The 13,995-nt window shown below is 54.2% G+C and carries 21 protein-coding genes; 12 read left to right on the top strand and 9 right to left on the bottom strand.

Translation table 11 applies throughout. The features are described 5' to 3' along the window. Positions 1-43 precede the first annotated feature (43 nt). Complete coding sequence (locus TEU_RS06175; RefSeq protein ID WP_050002942.1) at positions 44-436, top strand: NifB/NifX family molybdenum-iron cluster-binding protein; 393 nt, start codon at positions 44-46, stop codon at positions 434-436. Between the two features lie 69 nt (positions 437-505). Next, positions 506-1,510, top strand: a complete 1,005-nt coding sequence (tdt, locus tag TEU_RS06170) for a TDT family transporter (RefSeq protein WP_050002941.1) — start codon at positions 506-508, stop codon at positions 1,508-1,510. 10 nt (positions 1,511-1,520) lie between these two features. On the opposite strand, the gene TEU_RS06165 is transcribed toward tdt (TEU_RS06170), so the two are convergent. Next, a complete protein-coding gene (locus tag TEU_RS06165) occupies positions 1,521-2,498 on the bottom strand; it encodes a SufB/SufD family protein (RefSeq protein ID WP_394297630.1) in 978 nt (325 codons plus the stop codon). Continuing rightward, entirely contained in the window at positions 2,477-3,181 is a 705-nt protein-coding gene (locus TEU_RS06160) for an ATP-binding cassette domain-containing protein (protein ID WP_050002939.1), read from the bottom strand. The genes TEU_RS06165 and TEU_RS06160 overlap by 22 nt, the downstream gene beginning before the upstream one ends. Before the next feature lie 134 nt (positions 3,182-3,315). On the opposite strand from TEU_RS06160, the gene TEU_RS06155 reads away from it, so the two are divergent. Beyond that, on the top strand, positions 3,316-3,732 hold the full coding sequence (locus TEU_RS06155) for a 4Fe-4S dicluster domain-containing protein (protein ID WP_050002938.1): 417 nt from the start codon (positions 3,316-3,318) through the stop codon (positions 3,730-3,732). Here TEU_RS06155 and TEU_RS06150 read toward each other — a convergent pair. Further along, positions 3,722-4,459 carry a sulfite exporter TauE/SafE family protein gene (locus TEU_RS06150; protein ID WP_050002937.1) on the bottom strand — a complete coding sequence of 246 codons (738 nt, stop codon included), beginning with the start codon at positions 4,457-4,459 and terminating at the stop codon, positions 3,722-3,724. The genes TEU_RS06155 and TEU_RS06150 overlap by 11 nt on opposite strands. Before the next feature lie 154 nt (positions 4,460-4,613). On the opposite strand from TEU_RS06150, the gene tdt (TEU_RS06145) reads away from it, so the two are divergent. Then, positions 4,614-5,615 carry a TDT family transporter gene (gene tdt, locus TEU_RS06145; RefSeq protein ID WP_050002936.1) on the top strand — a complete coding sequence of 334 codons (1,002 nt, stop codon included), beginning with the start codon at positions 4,614-4,616 and terminating at the stop codon, positions 5,613-5,615. Here the strand turns inward: tdt (TEU_RS06145) and TEU_RS06140 are convergent. Further along, a complete protein-coding gene (locus tag TEU_RS06140) occupies positions 5,602-6,072 on the bottom strand; it encodes a GbsR/MarR family transcriptional regulator (protein WP_050002935.1) in 471 nt (156 codons plus the stop codon). The two genes, tdt (TEU_RS06145) and TEU_RS06140, sit on opposite strands and share 14 nt — an antisense overlap. A 78-nt stretch (positions 6,073-6,150) precedes the next feature. Further along, positions 6,151-6,468, bottom strand: coding sequence for a hypothetical protein (locus TEU_RS06135; RefSeq protein WP_050002934.1), 318 nt, complete (start codon positions 6,466-6,468; stop codon positions 6,151-6,153). Positions 6,469-6,613: 145 nt separating this feature from the next. Here TEU_RS06135 and TEU_RS11890 point away from each other — a divergent pair, with 145 nt between their 5' ends. The 8 genes from TEU_RS11890 to TEU_RS06105 all read left to right on the top strand — a co-directional run bounded on the left by TEU_RS11890 (position 6,614) and on the right by TEU_RS06105 (position 11,046). Then, positions 6,614-6,847: a hypothetical protein gene (locus TEU_RS11890; protein ID WP_227738665.1), complete on the top strand. Its 234-nt coding sequence runs from the start codon at positions 6,614-6,616 to the stop codon at positions 6,845-6,847. Between the two features lie 39 nt (positions 6,848-6,886). Beyond that, positions 6,887-8,080, top strand: coding sequence for a radical SAM/SPASM domain-containing protein (locus TEU_RS06130; RefSeq protein WP_227738664.1), 1,194 nt, complete (start codon positions 6,887-6,889; stop codon positions 8,078-8,080). Continuing rightward, entirely contained in the window at positions 8,017-8,295 is a 279-nt protein-coding gene (locus TEU_RS11885; RefSeq protein WP_227738663.1) for a hypothetical protein, read from the top strand. Before TEU_RS06130 ends, TEU_RS11885 begins: the two co-directional genes overlap by 64 nt. A gap of 307 nt (positions 8,296-8,602) precedes the next feature. Continuing rightward, positions 8,603-9,022 carry a hydrogenase nickel incorporation protein HypA gene (gene hypA, locus TEU_RS06125; RefSeq protein WP_050002933.1) on the top strand — a complete coding sequence of 140 codons (420 nt, stop codon included), beginning with the start codon at positions 8,603-8,605 and terminating at the stop codon, positions 9,020-9,022. Further along, positions 9,019-9,759 (top strand): Mrp/NBP35 family ATP-binding protein, encoded by a 741-nt coding sequence (locus tag TEU_RS06120; RefSeq protein ID WP_050002932.1) that lies wholly within the window; start codon positions 9,019-9,021, stop codon positions 9,757-9,759. The genes hypA and TEU_RS06120 overlap by 4 nt, the downstream gene beginning before the upstream one ends. A 74-nt stretch (positions 9,760-9,833) precedes the next feature. Then, complete coding sequence (locus tag TEU_RS06115; protein ID WP_050002931.1) at positions 9,834-10,076, top strand: UPF0175 family protein; 243 nt, start codon at positions 9,834-9,836, stop codon at positions 10,074-10,076. Then, positions 10,073-10,531, top strand: a complete 459-nt coding sequence (locus TEU_RS06110) for a DUF3368 domain-containing protein (RefSeq protein WP_050002930.1) — start codon at positions 10,073-10,075, stop codon at positions 10,529-10,531. Before TEU_RS06115 ends, TEU_RS06110 begins: the two co-directional genes overlap by 4 nt. 32 nt (positions 10,532-10,563) lie before the next feature. Then, positions 10,564-11,046, top strand: coding sequence for a hydrogenase 3 maturation endopeptidase HyCI (locus TEU_RS06105; RefSeq protein ID WP_050002929.1), 483 nt, complete (start codon positions 10,564-10,566; stop codon positions 11,044-11,046). A gap of 501 nt (positions 11,047-11,547) precedes the next feature. On the opposite strand, the gene TEU_RS11760 is transcribed toward TEU_RS06105, so the two are convergent. Genes TEU_RS11760 through TEU_RS06090 form a run of 4 tightly spaced genes read right to left on the bottom strand, consistent with a single transcriptional unit; the run spans position 11,548 to position 13,988 of the window. Next, positions 11,548-11,715, bottom strand: a complete 168-nt coding sequence (locus tag TEU_RS11760) for a hypothetical protein (protein ID WP_162473103.1) — start codon at positions 11,713-11,715, stop codon at positions 11,548-11,550. After that, complete coding sequence (locus tag TEU_RS11975; RefSeq protein WP_265100821.1) at positions 11,699-11,833, bottom strand: hypothetical protein; 135 nt, start codon at positions 11,831-11,833, stop codon at positions 11,699-11,701. Before TEU_RS11975 ends, TEU_RS11760 begins: the two co-directional genes overlap by 17 nt. A gap of 5 nt (positions 11,834-11,838) precedes the next feature. Continuing rightward, entirely contained in the window at positions 11,839-12,414 is a 576-nt protein-coding gene (gene mobA / locus TEU_RS06095) for a molybdenum cofactor guanylyltransferase MobA (RefSeq protein WP_050002928.1), read from the bottom strand. Continuing rightward, the gene (locus tag TEU_RS06090) at positions 12,411-13,988 is read right to left on the bottom strand and encodes a proton-conducting transporter transmembrane domain-containing protein (protein ID WP_050002927.1); all 1,578 of its coding nucleotides are present in this window, start codon (positions 13,986-13,988) and stop codon (positions 12,411-12,413) included. The genes mobA and TEU_RS06090 overlap by 4 nt, the downstream gene beginning before the upstream one ends. Between the last annotated feature and the right edge of the window lie 7 nt (positions 13,989-13,995).

Raw genomic sequence — 13,995 nt, 5'->3', positions numbered from 1 at the left:
AGCTTATATGTGGAAAAATTTTCAATCAAATCGGTGGTGCCGCATGAGAATAGCTGTTCCAGCCGTGGACGACAGGGGCCTGGAAAGCGAAGTGAGCGGACACTTCGGCAGGGCAAGGTATTTTGTCTTCGTGGACGTTGAAGACGGCAAAATAAAGGATTTCAAGGTCGTTGAGGTTCCCTTCGAGGAGCACGGCCCTGGCGACCTTCCGAGGTTCGTTAGGGAGCACGGCGGGGAGGTCGTCCTCGCCTACGGGATGGGTCAGAGAGCTATCTCATTCTTCAACGAGCTCGGCATAGAGGTCGTTACTGGTGCCTATGGAAAAATAAGGGACGTCGTCGAGGCGTTCATCCATCAGGTCCTTGAGGTTGACCCCTACTGGAAGGAGAAGATAGAGCGCGAAAAGGAAAGAGAAGGCGAGAGGCACGGTCATTGAAGGGTTCTCAACGATTGGTTTAGAAAACATTTAAATTTTTTCATATGATCGTTTCTTCTGGTGAAGCAAATGAATGTGAGCATAAAGGACTTCGCACCGAGCTGGTTCGCGAGCGTCATGGGAACGGGGGCCTTGGCCCTGGCCAGCAAAGCTTATTCATCGAGGATTTCAGCCTTGGGTGGGCTGGCGGAGTTCCTCGTCTACTTCAACACGCTCCTCTTCTTCGTCCTCCTAATCCCCTGGCTCCTCAGGTGGGTGAAGCACACGGAAAACGCCCTGAAAGACCTCAAGCATCCGATGGTGAGCCACTTCTACGGGACGATAGCCGTGGCCATGCTCGTCCTCTCGGCGGACTACCTCTTCATACTCAAGAAGACTGCAATAGCGAAGGCGTTCTGGATTCCGGGGGCAGTTCTAACGATATTCTTCGCCCTGCTCATCCCCTACCTGATGTTCGTGGAGAAGGAGATAGACCTCAAGTCAGTTACCCCAGCCTGGTTCATTCCTCCCGTAGGACTGATTGTGATCCCCATGAGCGGTGCTCCTCTGATATCGAGCTTCTCGGGAACGGCCAGGGAGATTGCCTACGCGATTAACTACTTCGCATGGGGAGCGGGCTTCTTCCTCTACCTCGGCCTCTTCGCGATAGTGTTTTTCCGCTTCATAAGGCACGAGCCGATGCCCTGCGGCATGGCCCCGGCGGTGTGGATAAACCTCGGTCCCATTGGAGCGGGAACCTCAACGCTCTACGCGCTCGTCAAGGCCAGCGACTTCCTGACGGTCAAAGAACCGTTCTTCGCCTTCGGTCTAATCCTCTGGGGCTTCGGTGTCTGGTGGCTGGCGATGGCCATCATAATGACCATCTACTACATCAGGAAGCTCAACCTGCCCTACAGTCTCGCCTGGTGGGCCTTCATCTTCCCGCTCGGGGCCTACGTGGGAGCCACCCACAACGTTGGCACGGCCTTTGGCATAGGGGTAATAGACGGCTTCGGCTTCGCCCTCTACTGGCTTCTCCTCACCATATGGCTGGTAACGGGTTTAAAAACCGCAAAGCACGTGCTACTTGAGTGATTTTTTTCTTTTACCATTCTCCAAGAAGGCCCTTTATTATGAGCTCCGCCGCCTCGTCCTCGGTCAGGCCCTTGGCCATGAGCTGAATGAGCTGGGCCTCGTTTATCCTGCCTATCGAGGCCTCGTGCGTGAGCTCGGCCTTATCGTTCTTCACCCTCAGCAGGGGAACGGTCTGGACGTCGGCGTTGCCCTTAACGATTTCGTGGCACTCGACGTGGCTCTTCGCGTAGTCACCGAAGCCGTAGGCCTCGTTTATGACGTTTACCTTCGCCCTGTCGAAGGCTATGGCCGTGCTCCTCAGGTTCGCCCTCGAGTGGGCCCCCTCCAGATAGGCGACTTCCTTCATCTCAACACAATCATCTTTAACGGCCTTGACCTTCGTCTCAAGCTCAAGGATGGCCCTCTCACCGAGCCTCGCTACCATCTCAAGCTTCAGCTCCTTCGCTCTGTGTTTCGTCAGGGTGAACTTCCCCGTGTAGCGGGCGTTTTTGCCGACATCGACCTCTGTTTTACCAATCATTCTCACGCCCTCGCCGTGAACGTGCTCGTCGTCGTAGAGCACGCTCGAACCTTCCCCGATTTTTATCCTCGTTATTGCCTCGTGGGTAAAGTCCTTGGCGTAGGGAAAGATGCAGTGGGAGGTGAACCTGACCTTCGAGTTTTTGCCAACGTTTATGTCAAAGATAACCCTCTGGTAGCCCTCGCTCTTCAAATAGCCCGTGCAGAGGTGTATTGGGAATGGGAGCTCAACGCCCTCAGCTATTTTAACTTCAGCCCTAACCCCGTTCTCAATCTCCTCGCCCCTTATCTCAACCCCTGGGACGTTGTTGAGGCCGATGACCCTGTCCCCGCTGATGATTATCGCCGCTATCCTGTCCCCGAAAAGAGATGTATCGAGACCTTCCCGCTGGTAGGCCTCAACCAGCGCCTCGTATTCCTTCGTGAGGTCAACCTTTATCGCCATCCTCAGCCCTCCGCAAAGGAGCATCTCCTGCAGGTTTTCCGGTAGTAGTCGACAACCTCCTGCGAGAAGCCCTTTCTGACGATTCTCCCGCCACAGACGAAATAGGCGAAGTCCGTCTTGAGCGCAATCCCCTCGTGGTGGGTGATTAGGATTACCGTGGTTCCGCACTTCCGGAAGCGGTCGAGGATTACCTCTATCAGCTTCCCCGCCGTTATATCGAGGCCCGAGTCGGGTTCATCAAGGATGACGTACCTCGGTTTCAGTAGGAGGAGTGACGCAAGCTCCACCCTCTTCCTCTCGCCACCGCTCAGACTTTTGTCCACAAAACGATGGGCGTAGCGCTCGTAGGGAAGGCCAACGAGCTCAAGAACTTCCCTTATCTCGTCCTCGCCAATTTTGAGCTTCCCGCCAAGGGTGAGGTAGTTCCTCACGGTTATCCCCTCGTATCGGGCCGGCTCCTGCCAGGCCATGCTTATTCCCCGCTTTGCCCTCTCCGTAACGCTCAGCCCTGTTACGTCCTCCCCATCGAGGAGAACCTGACCCGAGGTTGGTCTAAGCTCCCCCATCAAAATACGGGCTATCGTTGATTTCCCCGCGCCGTTTGGCCCGAGTATCGAGTAGCTCATTCCATCCCTGAAGGTCATGTTTATCGAGCGTAGTATTCTCCTGCCGTTTTGAGAGTATTCAACGTTCCTCAGGCAGAGCATTTCTATCAAGAAGCTTTCATGTGAAAATAATTTAAATTTTTCTGGACAACTTCGTCCAGAACTTTTAGTTGAAAACAATAACATATGAAAATTATTTTAAACCAATTTGGACAACTCCCTATGGAGGTGATAAAATGTCCGGAGGAGAAGCTCCCGTCATAGGGAAAGATGCCCTTGGAAGGCCAGTCAAAGACCTGAGCGTCATCCCCTGGTGGGGCGTTGACAGGAAGGATATAGAGTGGTACCCGAAGATAAACTACGACAGATGCGCGGGGTGTGGAATCTGCTTTATAACCTGTGGAAGGCGCGTCTTCGACTGGGACAGGGAGAAAGGGAAGCCCGTCGTTGCGAGGCCCTACAACTGTATGGTCGGCTGTTCAACGTGCGCAACGCTCTGCCCCTGCGACGCGATAGAGTTCCCGCCGAAGGAGTATGTCAAAAAGCTCATCATCGAGAACAACATAATAAGAAAGGCCTTCGATATAACGAAGCCACTGAGGGAGAAAAAGGAGGAAAAGGTGGAGGGAACCGAGAGCGAGTTCAACCCATAGCCACGAGGAGCGTTTTCAGGGCTATCAGGTACATTATGACCCCTATCACCTTTTTTACCTGCTCCGAGCTCATCTTGAAGTGCATGAGATGAGTTCCCAGCCAGCCTCCCGCTATAGCTGGAATCGAAACCCAGAGGAGCAGTTCCCAGTCCAGCGTTCCCATCCCCCAGTAGGTCAGGAACCCGCTCAGCGATGAGAAGAACACGACCAGCGCGGTCGTTGCGGCGACTTTTTTCGGTTCGTAGCCGAGCATTATGAGGGCGGGGCTGATTATCCCGCCCCCGCCGACGCCGAGGAGGCCGCCGAGGAAGCCCGCTATTCCTCCGATGAGAGAGCCCTCGACAATGTGGTTTCCACCGCCCCCTCTTCTTCTGGGCCTGAAGAAAATCATCATCGTGCCCGAATAGATGAGAAACGCGACAAAAACCCAGAGGACGTGGACCTTGGGAATGAACTTGCCCGTGTAGGCTCCAACAGGGGCCATCGCCGTTGCGACGATTAAAATCGGGAGCCCGAAGCGGTGGTCGAGCTTCCCGTGCTTTATGTTCTTGAGGGTGGCTGAAAACATGGAGAGCGTGTTTATGAAGAGACCAGTGGGCTTGGCAGTCATAAGAGGTACTCCCAGCCAGCCCATGACTGGGACTATCGCTATCGCTGAACCTACCCCACCGATTGAAAAGACGATGCTCAGGATGAAGGCTATGAGCGCCAGCTCTGGGTAGTTCATTAGACTCACCTCATTTTCTTTTGCCACCCAAATGAAAGAAAAGCGGTTTATAAGCTTTTGTGTCCGGTGAATCCGACACATCAAATATTTTGGGACCAAAAATTTTTAAGCTATCCTAATTCTGGATTAGGAAAAAGAATGGAGGGATGTTCATATGGAGAGAGTTAGGAACTTCAACCCCGCATGGTTCGCGAGCGTCATGGGAACCGGCGCAGTGGCAATTGCCTCCTACAAGTACTCCTCATACTGGAGCCCCCTGAAGGAAGTGGGAATCGCCCTGACGTACCTGAACGTCGTCCTCTACGTAGCTCTACTCATCCCGTGGATTCTGAGGTGGATTCTATATAGGAAGGACGCCTTGGAAGACCTCAGACACCCATCGAAGGGGCACTTCTACGGAACGAGTGGAGCGGCCACGATTGTTTTAGCGGCCCAGTTCTTGGCGGTACTGCACAACCAGACTGTGGCGTGGTACCTCTGGCTCTGGGGGCTTGTCCTGACGTTCATCTTCGCGTTCTGGATGTCCTACGAGGTTTTCATAGCGGGTGAAGTTGACCTCAGGCACCTCTCACCCGCTTGGTACATTCCGCCCGTTGCCCTCGTTATACTCCCCTTCGGGGCGGCCTTCACGAGAACGACAACGGGCTACACTCAGGAGTTCGTCACAATCGTTAACTACCTCGGCTGGGGCGCGGGTTTCTTCCTGTACCTCGTCCTCTATGCCGTCGTGACGCTCCGCTTCATAAGGCACGAGCTGATGCCACCGCAGATGGCCCCGCTCATATGGATGAACCTCGGACCCATCGGAGCCAGCATCACGGCCCTCTTTGCCCTCGTGAACAACTCGAGCATAGCGACCTCGAAGGACCCGCTCTTCATATTCGCCTTCTTCCTGTGGGGGCTCGGCTTCTGGTGGCTGATTATGGCGGTGGCCTTAACTCTCCACTACATCAGAAACATGAGCCTGCCCTATAGCCTCTCGTGGTGGGCCTTCATCTTCCCGCTCGGAGCCTTCACGAACGCAACAATGGACCTGGGAAGTGTCTTCGGGCTTGAGCTGATGAGGCTCTTCGGCTACTGCCTGCTTTGGTTACTGCTCGCCCTCTGGTCAGTGACGTTCGTAAAAACTTTAAAGATGAGCCTCACCCGTTCGTGAGGCACTCACTTTCCTCTTCTTCCAGACGGATTATGCGTTCGAGAACGCACTCAAGCTTTTTCAGGTCGCTGAGAACCGCCTCCAGCCTGCCTCTCATCTCGTCGTCACTCTTTTCAATCATGGACTCAACGATTTTTTCCAGAGGGCGGACCTCGCGTTCAAGCGTTTCCCTTGGCTGGTGGAGGAACTTCTCAAGGAACGCGGGAACCGCGGTGAAATACTTCGTCCTTCCCTCTCTCCTGCAGGTTACGAGGTATTCCCTGACGAGACGGCTTAGGGCGACGGATATCGAAGAGCGGCTCAAACCCGTTTCTTTCGCGAGCTCGGCTATCGTCATCGGCCTGTTAGAGAGCAGTAGGATTGCGTACACTTTTCCATCGGTCGCCGTGTAACCCCAGCGAACCATGATTCGCTCGACAATCTCTATGAACTTCCTGCGCTCCGTTCTAGCCTTCATGCTCATCCCCCTTTAAAAAATTGAAAAAGGGCTTATAAGTGTAAAGGCACGAAAGCAGAAAACTAAAAGGGCCCGGATTCATTCCTTGGCGGTTGCTATTATGATTCCTCCTATCAGGGCAATAATTGCACCTATCAGCCAGAAGCCACCGTCGAAGGGCATCGTTATCAGCGCTAAAATCACTACGCTCCATCCCACAAGGCTCTTGTTGCTCTTGTAGTAGTACGCCAGCCCCATCATTATCAGGCTGAGGATTATTTCCACCCAGCCGACCGTTGATGCGCTGCCGTAGTGCCAGCCGTAGAAGTTTCCCGTGGTTAAGACGGCTATTCCGTCTATCAATATCAAAAGGGCACCCAGCAGGGCGGTCCACATTCCAGTCTTCGCGGACGCCATGGCTTTCACCTCCAGGTTCTTCAACCGATGAATGGAATGACAAGTATTTAAATCTTTCAGTTATATTAAACATATCAGAAAAAATTAACATAAACTACAAATCATTTATATCGAAACCTTTAAACACATCTTGCCAAACCCATAATTGGAGGTAGTGGAGGTGAAGGCTCCGAAAACGATAAAAGAGCCGTTTCCAAAAGCTATGAATCCTTCAATAGATGTCGAAGAGGTTGAATCCGAAGAAAACGAAGGGAACTCGCTCACCACCGCGCTGAGGGCCTTCAAGCTCATCCTCGGGAATCCAATAGCGAGGGCACTCATAAGGCCGAGCCTCAAAAAGTACAAAATCAACGGACGTGAGCTCCCTGCTTTGTACTAGGCCCTCAGCATCTACGCGGGGGAGAGCATAAACGCGCCGATGATGGTTCGCTTCCAGGCGGACACGATAAAGCTCCTGCTCAAACTCGGCATAAAGCTCGCCCACGGCGACGAGGAGGCCGTTAAGGAGGCACTGCTGAGAGATCCGCACATAAGGCGCGGAATATGGGTCGTCCTCGAGGGCATAGCGAAGTACGGAGTAACCGTCCCCCAGCGCCTCGCTGGGCCTTTCCTCATCGTCTGGAACTTCACCAACATGTGCAACTTCCGCTGCCAGCACTGCTACCAGAGGGCGGATAAACCGCTACCGAGCGAGCTCAGCCTCGAAGAGAAGCTGAACCTCGTTGACCAGCTCGACAAAGCCGGTGTCGCGGCCGTGGCTTTGAGCGGCGGCGAGCCGACGATACACCCGCACTTCCTCAGAATCGTCAGGGAGCTGTCGAGCAGGGGGATACACACCTCCGTTGCCACGAACGGCTGGACTTTCGCTAGGAAGGAGGAGCTTGAGAAGGCAGTTAAGGCGGGAATAAAGTATGTTGAGGTCAGCGTTGATTCCGCAAAGCCCGAGAAGCACGATGAGTTTCGCGGGATTCCTGGCGCGTGGGAGCACGCGGTAAAAGCTTTAGAAAACGCCGTTGAACTTGGGATAAGCCACGGGATGGCCACGATAATGGACAGGGAAACCTATCAGGAGATAGACGACATACTCGACTTGGCGGAGAGCATAGGCGTCAAGCGCGTCATATTCTTCAACCTCGTGCCGACGGGAAGGGCAGAGGACATGGTCAAGGTGGACCTCTCGCCGGAGGAGCGCGAGGAGTTCATGAAGGAAGTCTACCGCCAGATGAAGAAGAGGAAGCTTGAGATACTCACAACGGCGCCGCAGTACGCGCGCGTTACCCTGCTCATGAGTCAGGGAAAGAGCGTCACGCCGGCGCACTTCTACATAGGCGAGAACAACGCCGTGAAAACTCTCGCAGAGTTCATAGGAGGATGTGGAGCCGGCAGGATTTACGCGGGGATAGAGCCCGACGGAAGCGTCGTTCCCTGCGTCTTCCTTCCTTTGCCAGTCGGGAACGTCAGGCACAGACCCTTCAAGGAGATATGGGAGAACAGTAGGATATTCAACATCCTCCGCGACAGGGACAGCTGGGAGGGCCAGTGCGGAAGGTGCCCCTACAAGTACATCTGCGGCGGCTGTCGTGCGAGGCCTACCACTACACGCTCTACTTGAAGGGCGACGACCCTGGCTGCATCATAAACAAACGCCTCTGGGAGGAAATAGTCAAACACGGCAAGCCAAAGGGGCTCACAGAGGTCAGCTGGGTCGATGAGAGTGTCGTCCTCCGCGAGCCGAGCCTCTACGTGCCGAGCTACTACAGGGCGGTTGAGGTTGCAGTTGAGAAGGGCCTTGGGGGGACTTACGATGGGCAGAAGGCTCATGCATAAAGCTTTAACCCGAACGGGAGAAATTTACTGTGAACAGGGCTCTTGACACCTTACTCTTCCCTCATTTCTTGGCTGATGTTCCAGTACAACCATATACCGTCCCAGCTGACAGACGAACCTCCACTACCTTTGGCCATTTAACAACCTTCAAGAGCGAGGATATGCAGAAGACTTTCTACCCTTTCGTGATGTCGTTGAGGAAACTCGTAGTCTCCTCTGGACAAATGAAAGATTTCCCCAATCATTCACCATCGGTTCCAAACCCCACCATTTTTAAGGTAGCACGCTAATTTTCATCGGTGATACCATGCACGAGTGGGCTCTCGCTGATGCCATAGTCAGGACAGTCCTCGACTACGCCCAGAAGGAGGGCGCTCAGAGGGTAAAGGCCGTTAAGGTCGTTCTCGGCGAGCTCCAGGACGTTGCCGAGGACATAGTGAAGTTCGCGATGGAGCAGATGTTCGCCGGAACGATTGCAGAGGGCGCTGAGATAATCTTCGAGGAGGAAGAGGCAGTCTTCAAGTGCCGCAACTGCGGGCACACCTGGAAGCTCAAGGAGGTCAAGGACCGCTTTGACGAGCGCATAAAGGAGGACATCCACTTCATTCCTGAGGTCGTTCACGCGTTTCTGGCATGCCCGAAGTGCGGGAGCCACGACTTTGAGGTCGTCCAGGGAAGGGGCGTTTACGTCGCGGGGATTATGATTGAGAAGGAGGGAGGGGTATGATTGACCCGCGCGAGATTGCTATAAGCGCAAGGCTTGAGAATGTCAAGAGGATAATCCCCGTCGTCAGCGGAAAGGGAGGAGTTGGAAAATCGCTCGTCTCGACGACCCTCGCACTGGCCCTGGCCGAGAAGGGTTATAGGGTCGGCCTGCTCGACCTCGACTTTCACGGGGCAAGTGACCACGTGATTCTCGGCTTCGAGCCGAAGGAGTTCCCGGAGGAGGACAGGGGAGTAGTTCCGCCTACCGTTCACGGGATAAAGTTCATGAGCATCGCCTACTACACCGAGAACAGACCCACACCGCTCCGCGGGAAGGAAATCAGCGACGCCCTCATCGAGCTCCTGACGATAACGCGCTGGGACGAGCTTGACTACCTCGTCATCGATATGCCACCGGGACTCGGCGACCAGCTGTTAGATGTCCTCCGCTTCCTCAGGAGGGGGGAGTTCTTGGTCGTTGCAACTCCGTCAAAGCTCGCCCTCAACGTCGTGGAAAAGCTCATCCAGCTCCTTCTTGAGGAGAAGCACAAAGTCCTCGGCCTCGTCGAGAACATGATTCTCCGTTCGGAGCAAATGGACGAAGAAGAGGACGTTAGGAAGCTGGCCGAGCGCTACGGCGTGCCCTACCTCATCAGCATACCGTTCTATCCGGGCCTCGACGCGAAGATTGGCAACGTCGAGGAGCTCATGAAGACAGAGTTCGCCGAAAAGATCAGGGAGCTTGCTGAGAAGCTGTGAGTTTTCTTTTCCATTCATTTCAGGGAGGCAAAATCCCTAAATATTTCTCCAAAGACTACACTTCAGGTGAGAACATGGAGGGTGTAACCTCTACCACGCTTCGCGAGTTCCTCGGCCCGAAACCTGAGCGGGAGCTTCTTCTGCTCGCGGCCATAGAACTGTACCGCGAGGGTAGGCTAAGCCTCGGGAAGGCCGCGGAATTCGCGGGCCTGAACCTAAGGGAATTCCTCTACGAGCTGAGAAAGAGGGACGTCCCAATAAACTACACGATGAAAGAGGCAGAAGCAGATATAAAGACCATAGAGGGTCTGGAATGAAGGTGGTATCGAACACGAGTCCCCCAATAGGGTTGTCCAACATCGGAAAGCTCGGGATTCTCCACGAAGTTTTTGGAAAGGTTTTCATTCCACCAGCTGTGCGCAGAGAGTTCGGGGGGGAGCTTCCGAAGTGGATAGAAGTCACGCCTCCGGAGAACCGACCCCTTGTCAGCGCCCTCTCGAAGCTTCTCGGAGCCGGTGAATCCGAGGCAATAGCCCTCGCAATTGACCTCGGGGCGGACTTTTTGATACTCGATGACCTTAAGGCTCGAAAAATCGCGAGGGAACTCGGAATCAACGTAATTGGAACGGCGGGCGTTCTACTGCTCGCAAAGAAGCGGGGTATTGTTGATGAAATAAAGCCACTTCTCACACTGCTTGTTGAGAAAGGGTTTAGAATCTCCGATGACGTCATACGGGTAATCCTCAAGGCGGCAGGAGAACTCAATGAGTGATAGCCAATCAAACTGTCAATGGGGGTGAAAACATGAACCTCGAAGAACTCTTCCAGAACGCGAAAAGGGTCGTTATCTGCGGAATCGGGAACGACATTAGGGGAGACGACGCCTTTGGAGTTCTAGTAGCGGAGAGGCTGAAGGAGTTGCTCGACAACCCCAACGTCCTCGTGCTGAACTGCGGGGAGGTTCCTGAGAACTGCACTGGAAAAATAGCGCGCTTTAATCCAGATCTAGTGGTTTTCGTAGATGCGGTGGACTTTGGTGGTGAAGTTGGAGAATACGTCATAGCCGACCCCAAGGGAACGCTCGGCGAAGCGGTCTCCACTCACGGCCTCCCCCTGAAGTTCGTCACCCAGTTCATGAAGACGATGGTCAAGGCGGAGTTCGTGCTCATAGGCTGTCAGCCAGGCTCGACAGGCCTCTTTCAGGAGCCGAGCGAACTCATAAAAAAGCGTGCGGAGAGGTTAGCGGAACTGCTGGCGGGGATTCTGGGAAAGGAAGGGGCAGGTTAACGATTGTCGGGTTGCCAATTTTCGAGTAGCAGGAAACATTAAAGTTATTTTTACTCTCTCCGCTTTACATTTTTCTTTTGAGAGCATTGTCCTTTGGGGTGGGGATGCAGTAAACAACCCAACGGGCATTAAACAGTGGAAACCCTTTTAAGTCTTGCCAGCGTAATGGAGCCTCAATGAGACCATCGTAAGGTAACCCGGTGGGATGGAGGGGTTTCACGTTACCCTCCAGCATTGGAGGGCTGATGCCGGTAGGCGTCCTTCAAAAAACCGCCCCTGAGTGATTGGAAACTCTGAATGGTGGCCTCAAGCTATAACCCCAATCCGGGTTTGCCGGTAGGGGTAATGGACCCAAGACCGGGCCCGCGGGCTGAGCCGAAAGTGGCAACACGAGTAGGTAATGAACCCGCAAACCTCCCCGCCACTGGCGAGGAGTTAAGCCGAACCCTCCCCCTTCAAGGCAGGAAGGAGGTCAGCTCTTCCGCAGTTCCCCTTTTATCTTCAGGTACTCCTCCTGCTCAGCGGGAAGCTCTTGGCGGAGGCAAGGAAAGAGTTCACAAGCCTCACCTGCTGTTTGAAGACCTCATCGGGGTTCTCCTTCAGCCTCTTCACGTAAAGCCTGATGAATGCGAGCCTCTCCTCCAAATCGCGCTTAGAACGGAACTTCAACACCGAGCCTCCTCGCGTAGTCATTGAGCGCCCTCCGGTCAATTTTCTCTTTGAACAGCTCGTAGAGGAAGAAAGCATCTTCATGCCCATGGGTCTCACACCAAACTTTGGAGAGCATGATATTTAGCCCTTTTGTAGCCTCCCCAAATCCTCTCTCGTGTTCACGTTGAAGAAACTCTCGCGCCACTCCTCGGGGAGGGACTCTATCGGGAGGTAGCAGGGATTAACCTCGCGGATTGCCCTGTTGAGGGCGTAGTTTCCGGCTTTTATCTTCTCCTCAAGGACTTCGCGGAAGGCCCTGGAATAAGCGGCGTGGAGGGGTTCGAGGTAGCCGTTCTCCCACCTCGGCACGCAGGCGATTTTTCCGCTCTTTTTGAAGTTAGAGACAATGAAATCAACGAACTCCGGGACTAGAAGGGGCATGTCCCCAGCAACTACAAAGGCGTCTCCAAGGCCCAACGCTGTGTAAACTCCTCCCATCGGGCCTATCAGCAGGTTATCAACGACCACATGGTAGCCCAGCTTCCTTAGCCTTTCCGCGTTGTTCTTTGACGCGATTAAAACTATCTCGTCCATCGTCTTGGCCATTTCAAGCTTCTCGATTGTGTAAAGAATCAAAGGCCTACCATTGATTTTGTAGAGTAGCTTATCGTCGCCGAAGCGTCTGCCCCTTCCACCCGCAAGGACTGCCCCGATCATCCAAACACCACCTTCGAGTAGTTAAGCACTGCTTCGATGTAGCTCTGGTAATCCATTGCCTGAACTGCGGCAGGGTTGAAGAACTTGTCTATTATCACCGGCGCCAGAACGCCGAGGACGATCACCAGGATTCCGAGGACTAAGTTCACAGCCACGAAGAGCGGAACATCGTGCCTCTCCGGTTCCTCGCCTTCATGCTTTTCGTGCTCGTGGTGGTGACTCTCTACGGGCTTTCCGCGCCAGAGGGTCACGAAGAGCCCGAAGTAAGCCCACGCGGCTATAGCGCTCGTTATTACCACCACCGAAGCAGCCAGTGGGTTCACCTGGAGGAGGGCGTTGAAAATCAGCATCTTGCTGAAGAAGACGTTGAGGGGTGGAACACCGATGAGGCTGAGCGTTGCTAGGGCGAAGAGCGCCGTTGTGAGCGGCATCTCCCTGCCGACTCCGGCGAGCTCGTCTATCTTCCTCGTTCCCGCATGGTGTATGAAGGCCCCCACTGAGAGGAAGAGCATACCCTTGGCGATTGCATGGTTGACTGTGTGGTAGAGAACCGCCGTAAGCGCCAGCTGAGTCCCGACGCCCAGACCCATGATGAGGTATCCCATGTGGAGTATTGTCGAGTACGCCACCAGCCTCTTCACGTCCTTCTGCACCACCATCATTATTGAGGATAGCAGGGCCGAAGCGGCTCCGAGGGCTAGGAGAACTACCGAAAGAGTTTTCCAGAACGGGAGGCCATAGAAAACCGTGTAGAGATAGCGCGCGAGCAGATAGACCCCACCGCTGACGACGAGTCCGCTCAATAAAGCCGAAACTGGAGAAGGAGCCGCCGAGTGGGCGTAGGGAAGCCAGTAATGGCCGGGGAAGATGGCGCTCTTGATCATCACCATTGCAAGGGTTAAGGCGAAGAAAATTCCCAGCGCAAGCGTCGGGTCGCCGAAGAGCTTGGTAGTTACCGGGAAGGAAATCCCGTGGAACTTGGCGCTTAAGTCGGCCATGTTGAGGGTCCCAAAGGAGGCGTAGATGAAGCCGAGGGCAAGGAAGTAGAGAGTAGTGGCCGTTGCACCGCTTATACCGTACTTGAAGGCACCTTCAACCGCCTCACTCCTGCTCCTGTAAAAGCCCACAAGGGCGTAGGCGCTCGCCCCCGTGACCTCGAGCATGACGAAGGTGTTGAAGGCATCTCCAGTCATGAACAGGCCGATGAGTCCTGCTTCAAGGCCGAGGAGGGAAGTATAGAAGAACTCAATGCCGTGGTCGTGCGAAAGATACTCGACGGCGTAAATTCCCGCCATGAGGAAAAGGAAGGCCGTTAAAAGAACCAGGATTGCCCCCATTAAATCAACTTCGAGGACTATGCCGATTGGGGCTATCCAGTTGCCCAAGGCATATACCAAGGGCCCATTTGAGGAGTAGACCTCATTGAACAGCCACAGGGCGGATATGAACGTCGCCAACAGGCCCACCAAGGAATAGGCTATTACAACGCCCCTTCTCCTGCCCGTTATGAAGGCTATGAAGGGAAGGAAGAACGCAAAGCCGAGTGGGATAATCGGGACTATTCCGACCTGCATGCTATCA

The sequence above is a fragment of the Thermococcus eurythermalis genome, assembly GCF_000769655.1.
Lineage (GTDB): Archaea > Methanobacteriota_B > Thermococci > Thermococcales > Thermococcaceae > Thermococcus > Thermococcus eurythermalis.
This window is presented reverse-complemented; position numbering and strand designations above follow the sequence as displayed.

What these genes read in the sequence shown, in the direction of transcription:
- TEU_RS06175 (WP_050002942.1), top strand. Translation starts at nt 44, where the DNA reads ATGAGAATAGCTGTTCCAGCCGTGGACGACAGGGGCCTGGAAAGCGAA.
- tdt (WP_050002941.1), top strand. Translation starts at nt 506, where the DNA reads ATGAATGTGAGCATAAAGGACTTCGCACCGAGCTGGTTCGCGAGCGTC.
- TEU_RS06165 (WP_394297630.1), bottom strand. Translation starts at nt 2,498, where the DNA reads ATGCTCCTTTGCGGAGGGCTGAGGATGGCGATAAAGGTTGACCTCACG.
- TEU_RS06160 (WP_050002939.1), bottom strand. Translation starts at nt 3,181, where the DNA reads ATGCTCTGCCTGAGGAACGTTGAATACTCTCAAAACGGCAGGAGAATA.
- TEU_RS06155 (WP_050002938.1), top strand. Translation starts at nt 3,316, where the DNA reads ATGTCCGGAGGAGAAGCTCCCGTCATAGGGAAAGATGCCCTTGGAAGG.
- TEU_RS06150 (WP_050002937.1), bottom strand. Translation starts at nt 4,459, where the DNA reads ATGAACTACCCAGAGCTGGCGCTCATAGCCTTCATCCTGAGCATCGTC.
- tdt (WP_050002936.1), top strand. Translation starts at nt 4,614, where the DNA reads ATGGAGAGAGTTAGGAACTTCAACCCCGCATGGTTCGCGAGCGTCATG.
- TEU_RS06140 (WP_050002935.1), bottom strand. Translation starts at nt 6,072, where the DNA reads ATGAAGGCTAGAACGGAGCGCAGGAAGTTCATAGAGATTGTCGAGCGA.
- TEU_RS06135 (WP_050002934.1), bottom strand. Translation starts at nt 6,468, where the DNA reads ATGGCGTCCGCGAAGACTGGAATGTGGACCGCCCTGCTGGGTGCCCTT.
- TEU_RS06130 (WP_227738664.1), top strand. Translation starts at nt 6,887, where the DNA reads ATGATGGTTCGCTTCCAGGCGGACACGATAAAGCTCCTGCTCAAACTC.
- hypA (WP_050002933.1), top strand. Translation starts at nt 8,603, where the DNA reads ATGCACGAGTGGGCTCTCGCTGATGCCATAGTCAGGACAGTCCTCGAC.
- TEU_RS06120 (WP_050002932.1), top strand. Translation starts at nt 9,019, where the DNA reads ATGATTGACCCGCGCGAGATTGCTATAAGCGCAAGGCTTGAGAATGTC.
- TEU_RS06115 (WP_050002931.1), top strand. Translation starts at nt 9,834, where the DNA reads ATGGAGGGTGTAACCTCTACCACGCTTCGCGAGTTCCTCGGCCCGAAA.
- TEU_RS06110 (WP_050002930.1), top strand. Translation starts at nt 10,073, where the DNA reads ATGAAGGTGGTATCGAACACGAGTCCCCCAATAGGGTTGTCCAACATC.
- TEU_RS06105 (WP_050002929.1), top strand. Translation starts at nt 10,564, where the DNA reads ATGAACCTCGAAGAACTCTTCCAGAACGCGAAAAGGGTCGTTATCTGC.
- TEU_RS11975 (WP_265100821.1), bottom strand. Translation starts at nt 11,833, where the DNA reads ATGCTCTCCAAAGTTTGGTGTGAGACCCATGGGCATGAAGATGCTTTC.
- mobA (WP_050002928.1), bottom strand. Translation starts at nt 12,414, where the DNA reads ATGATCGGGGCAGTCCTTGCGGGTGGAAGGGGCAGACGCTTCGGCGAC.
- TEU_RS06090 (WP_050002927.1), bottom strand. Translation starts at nt 13,988, where the DNA reads ATGCAGGTCGGAATAGTCCCGATTATCCCACTCGGCTTTGCGTTCTTC.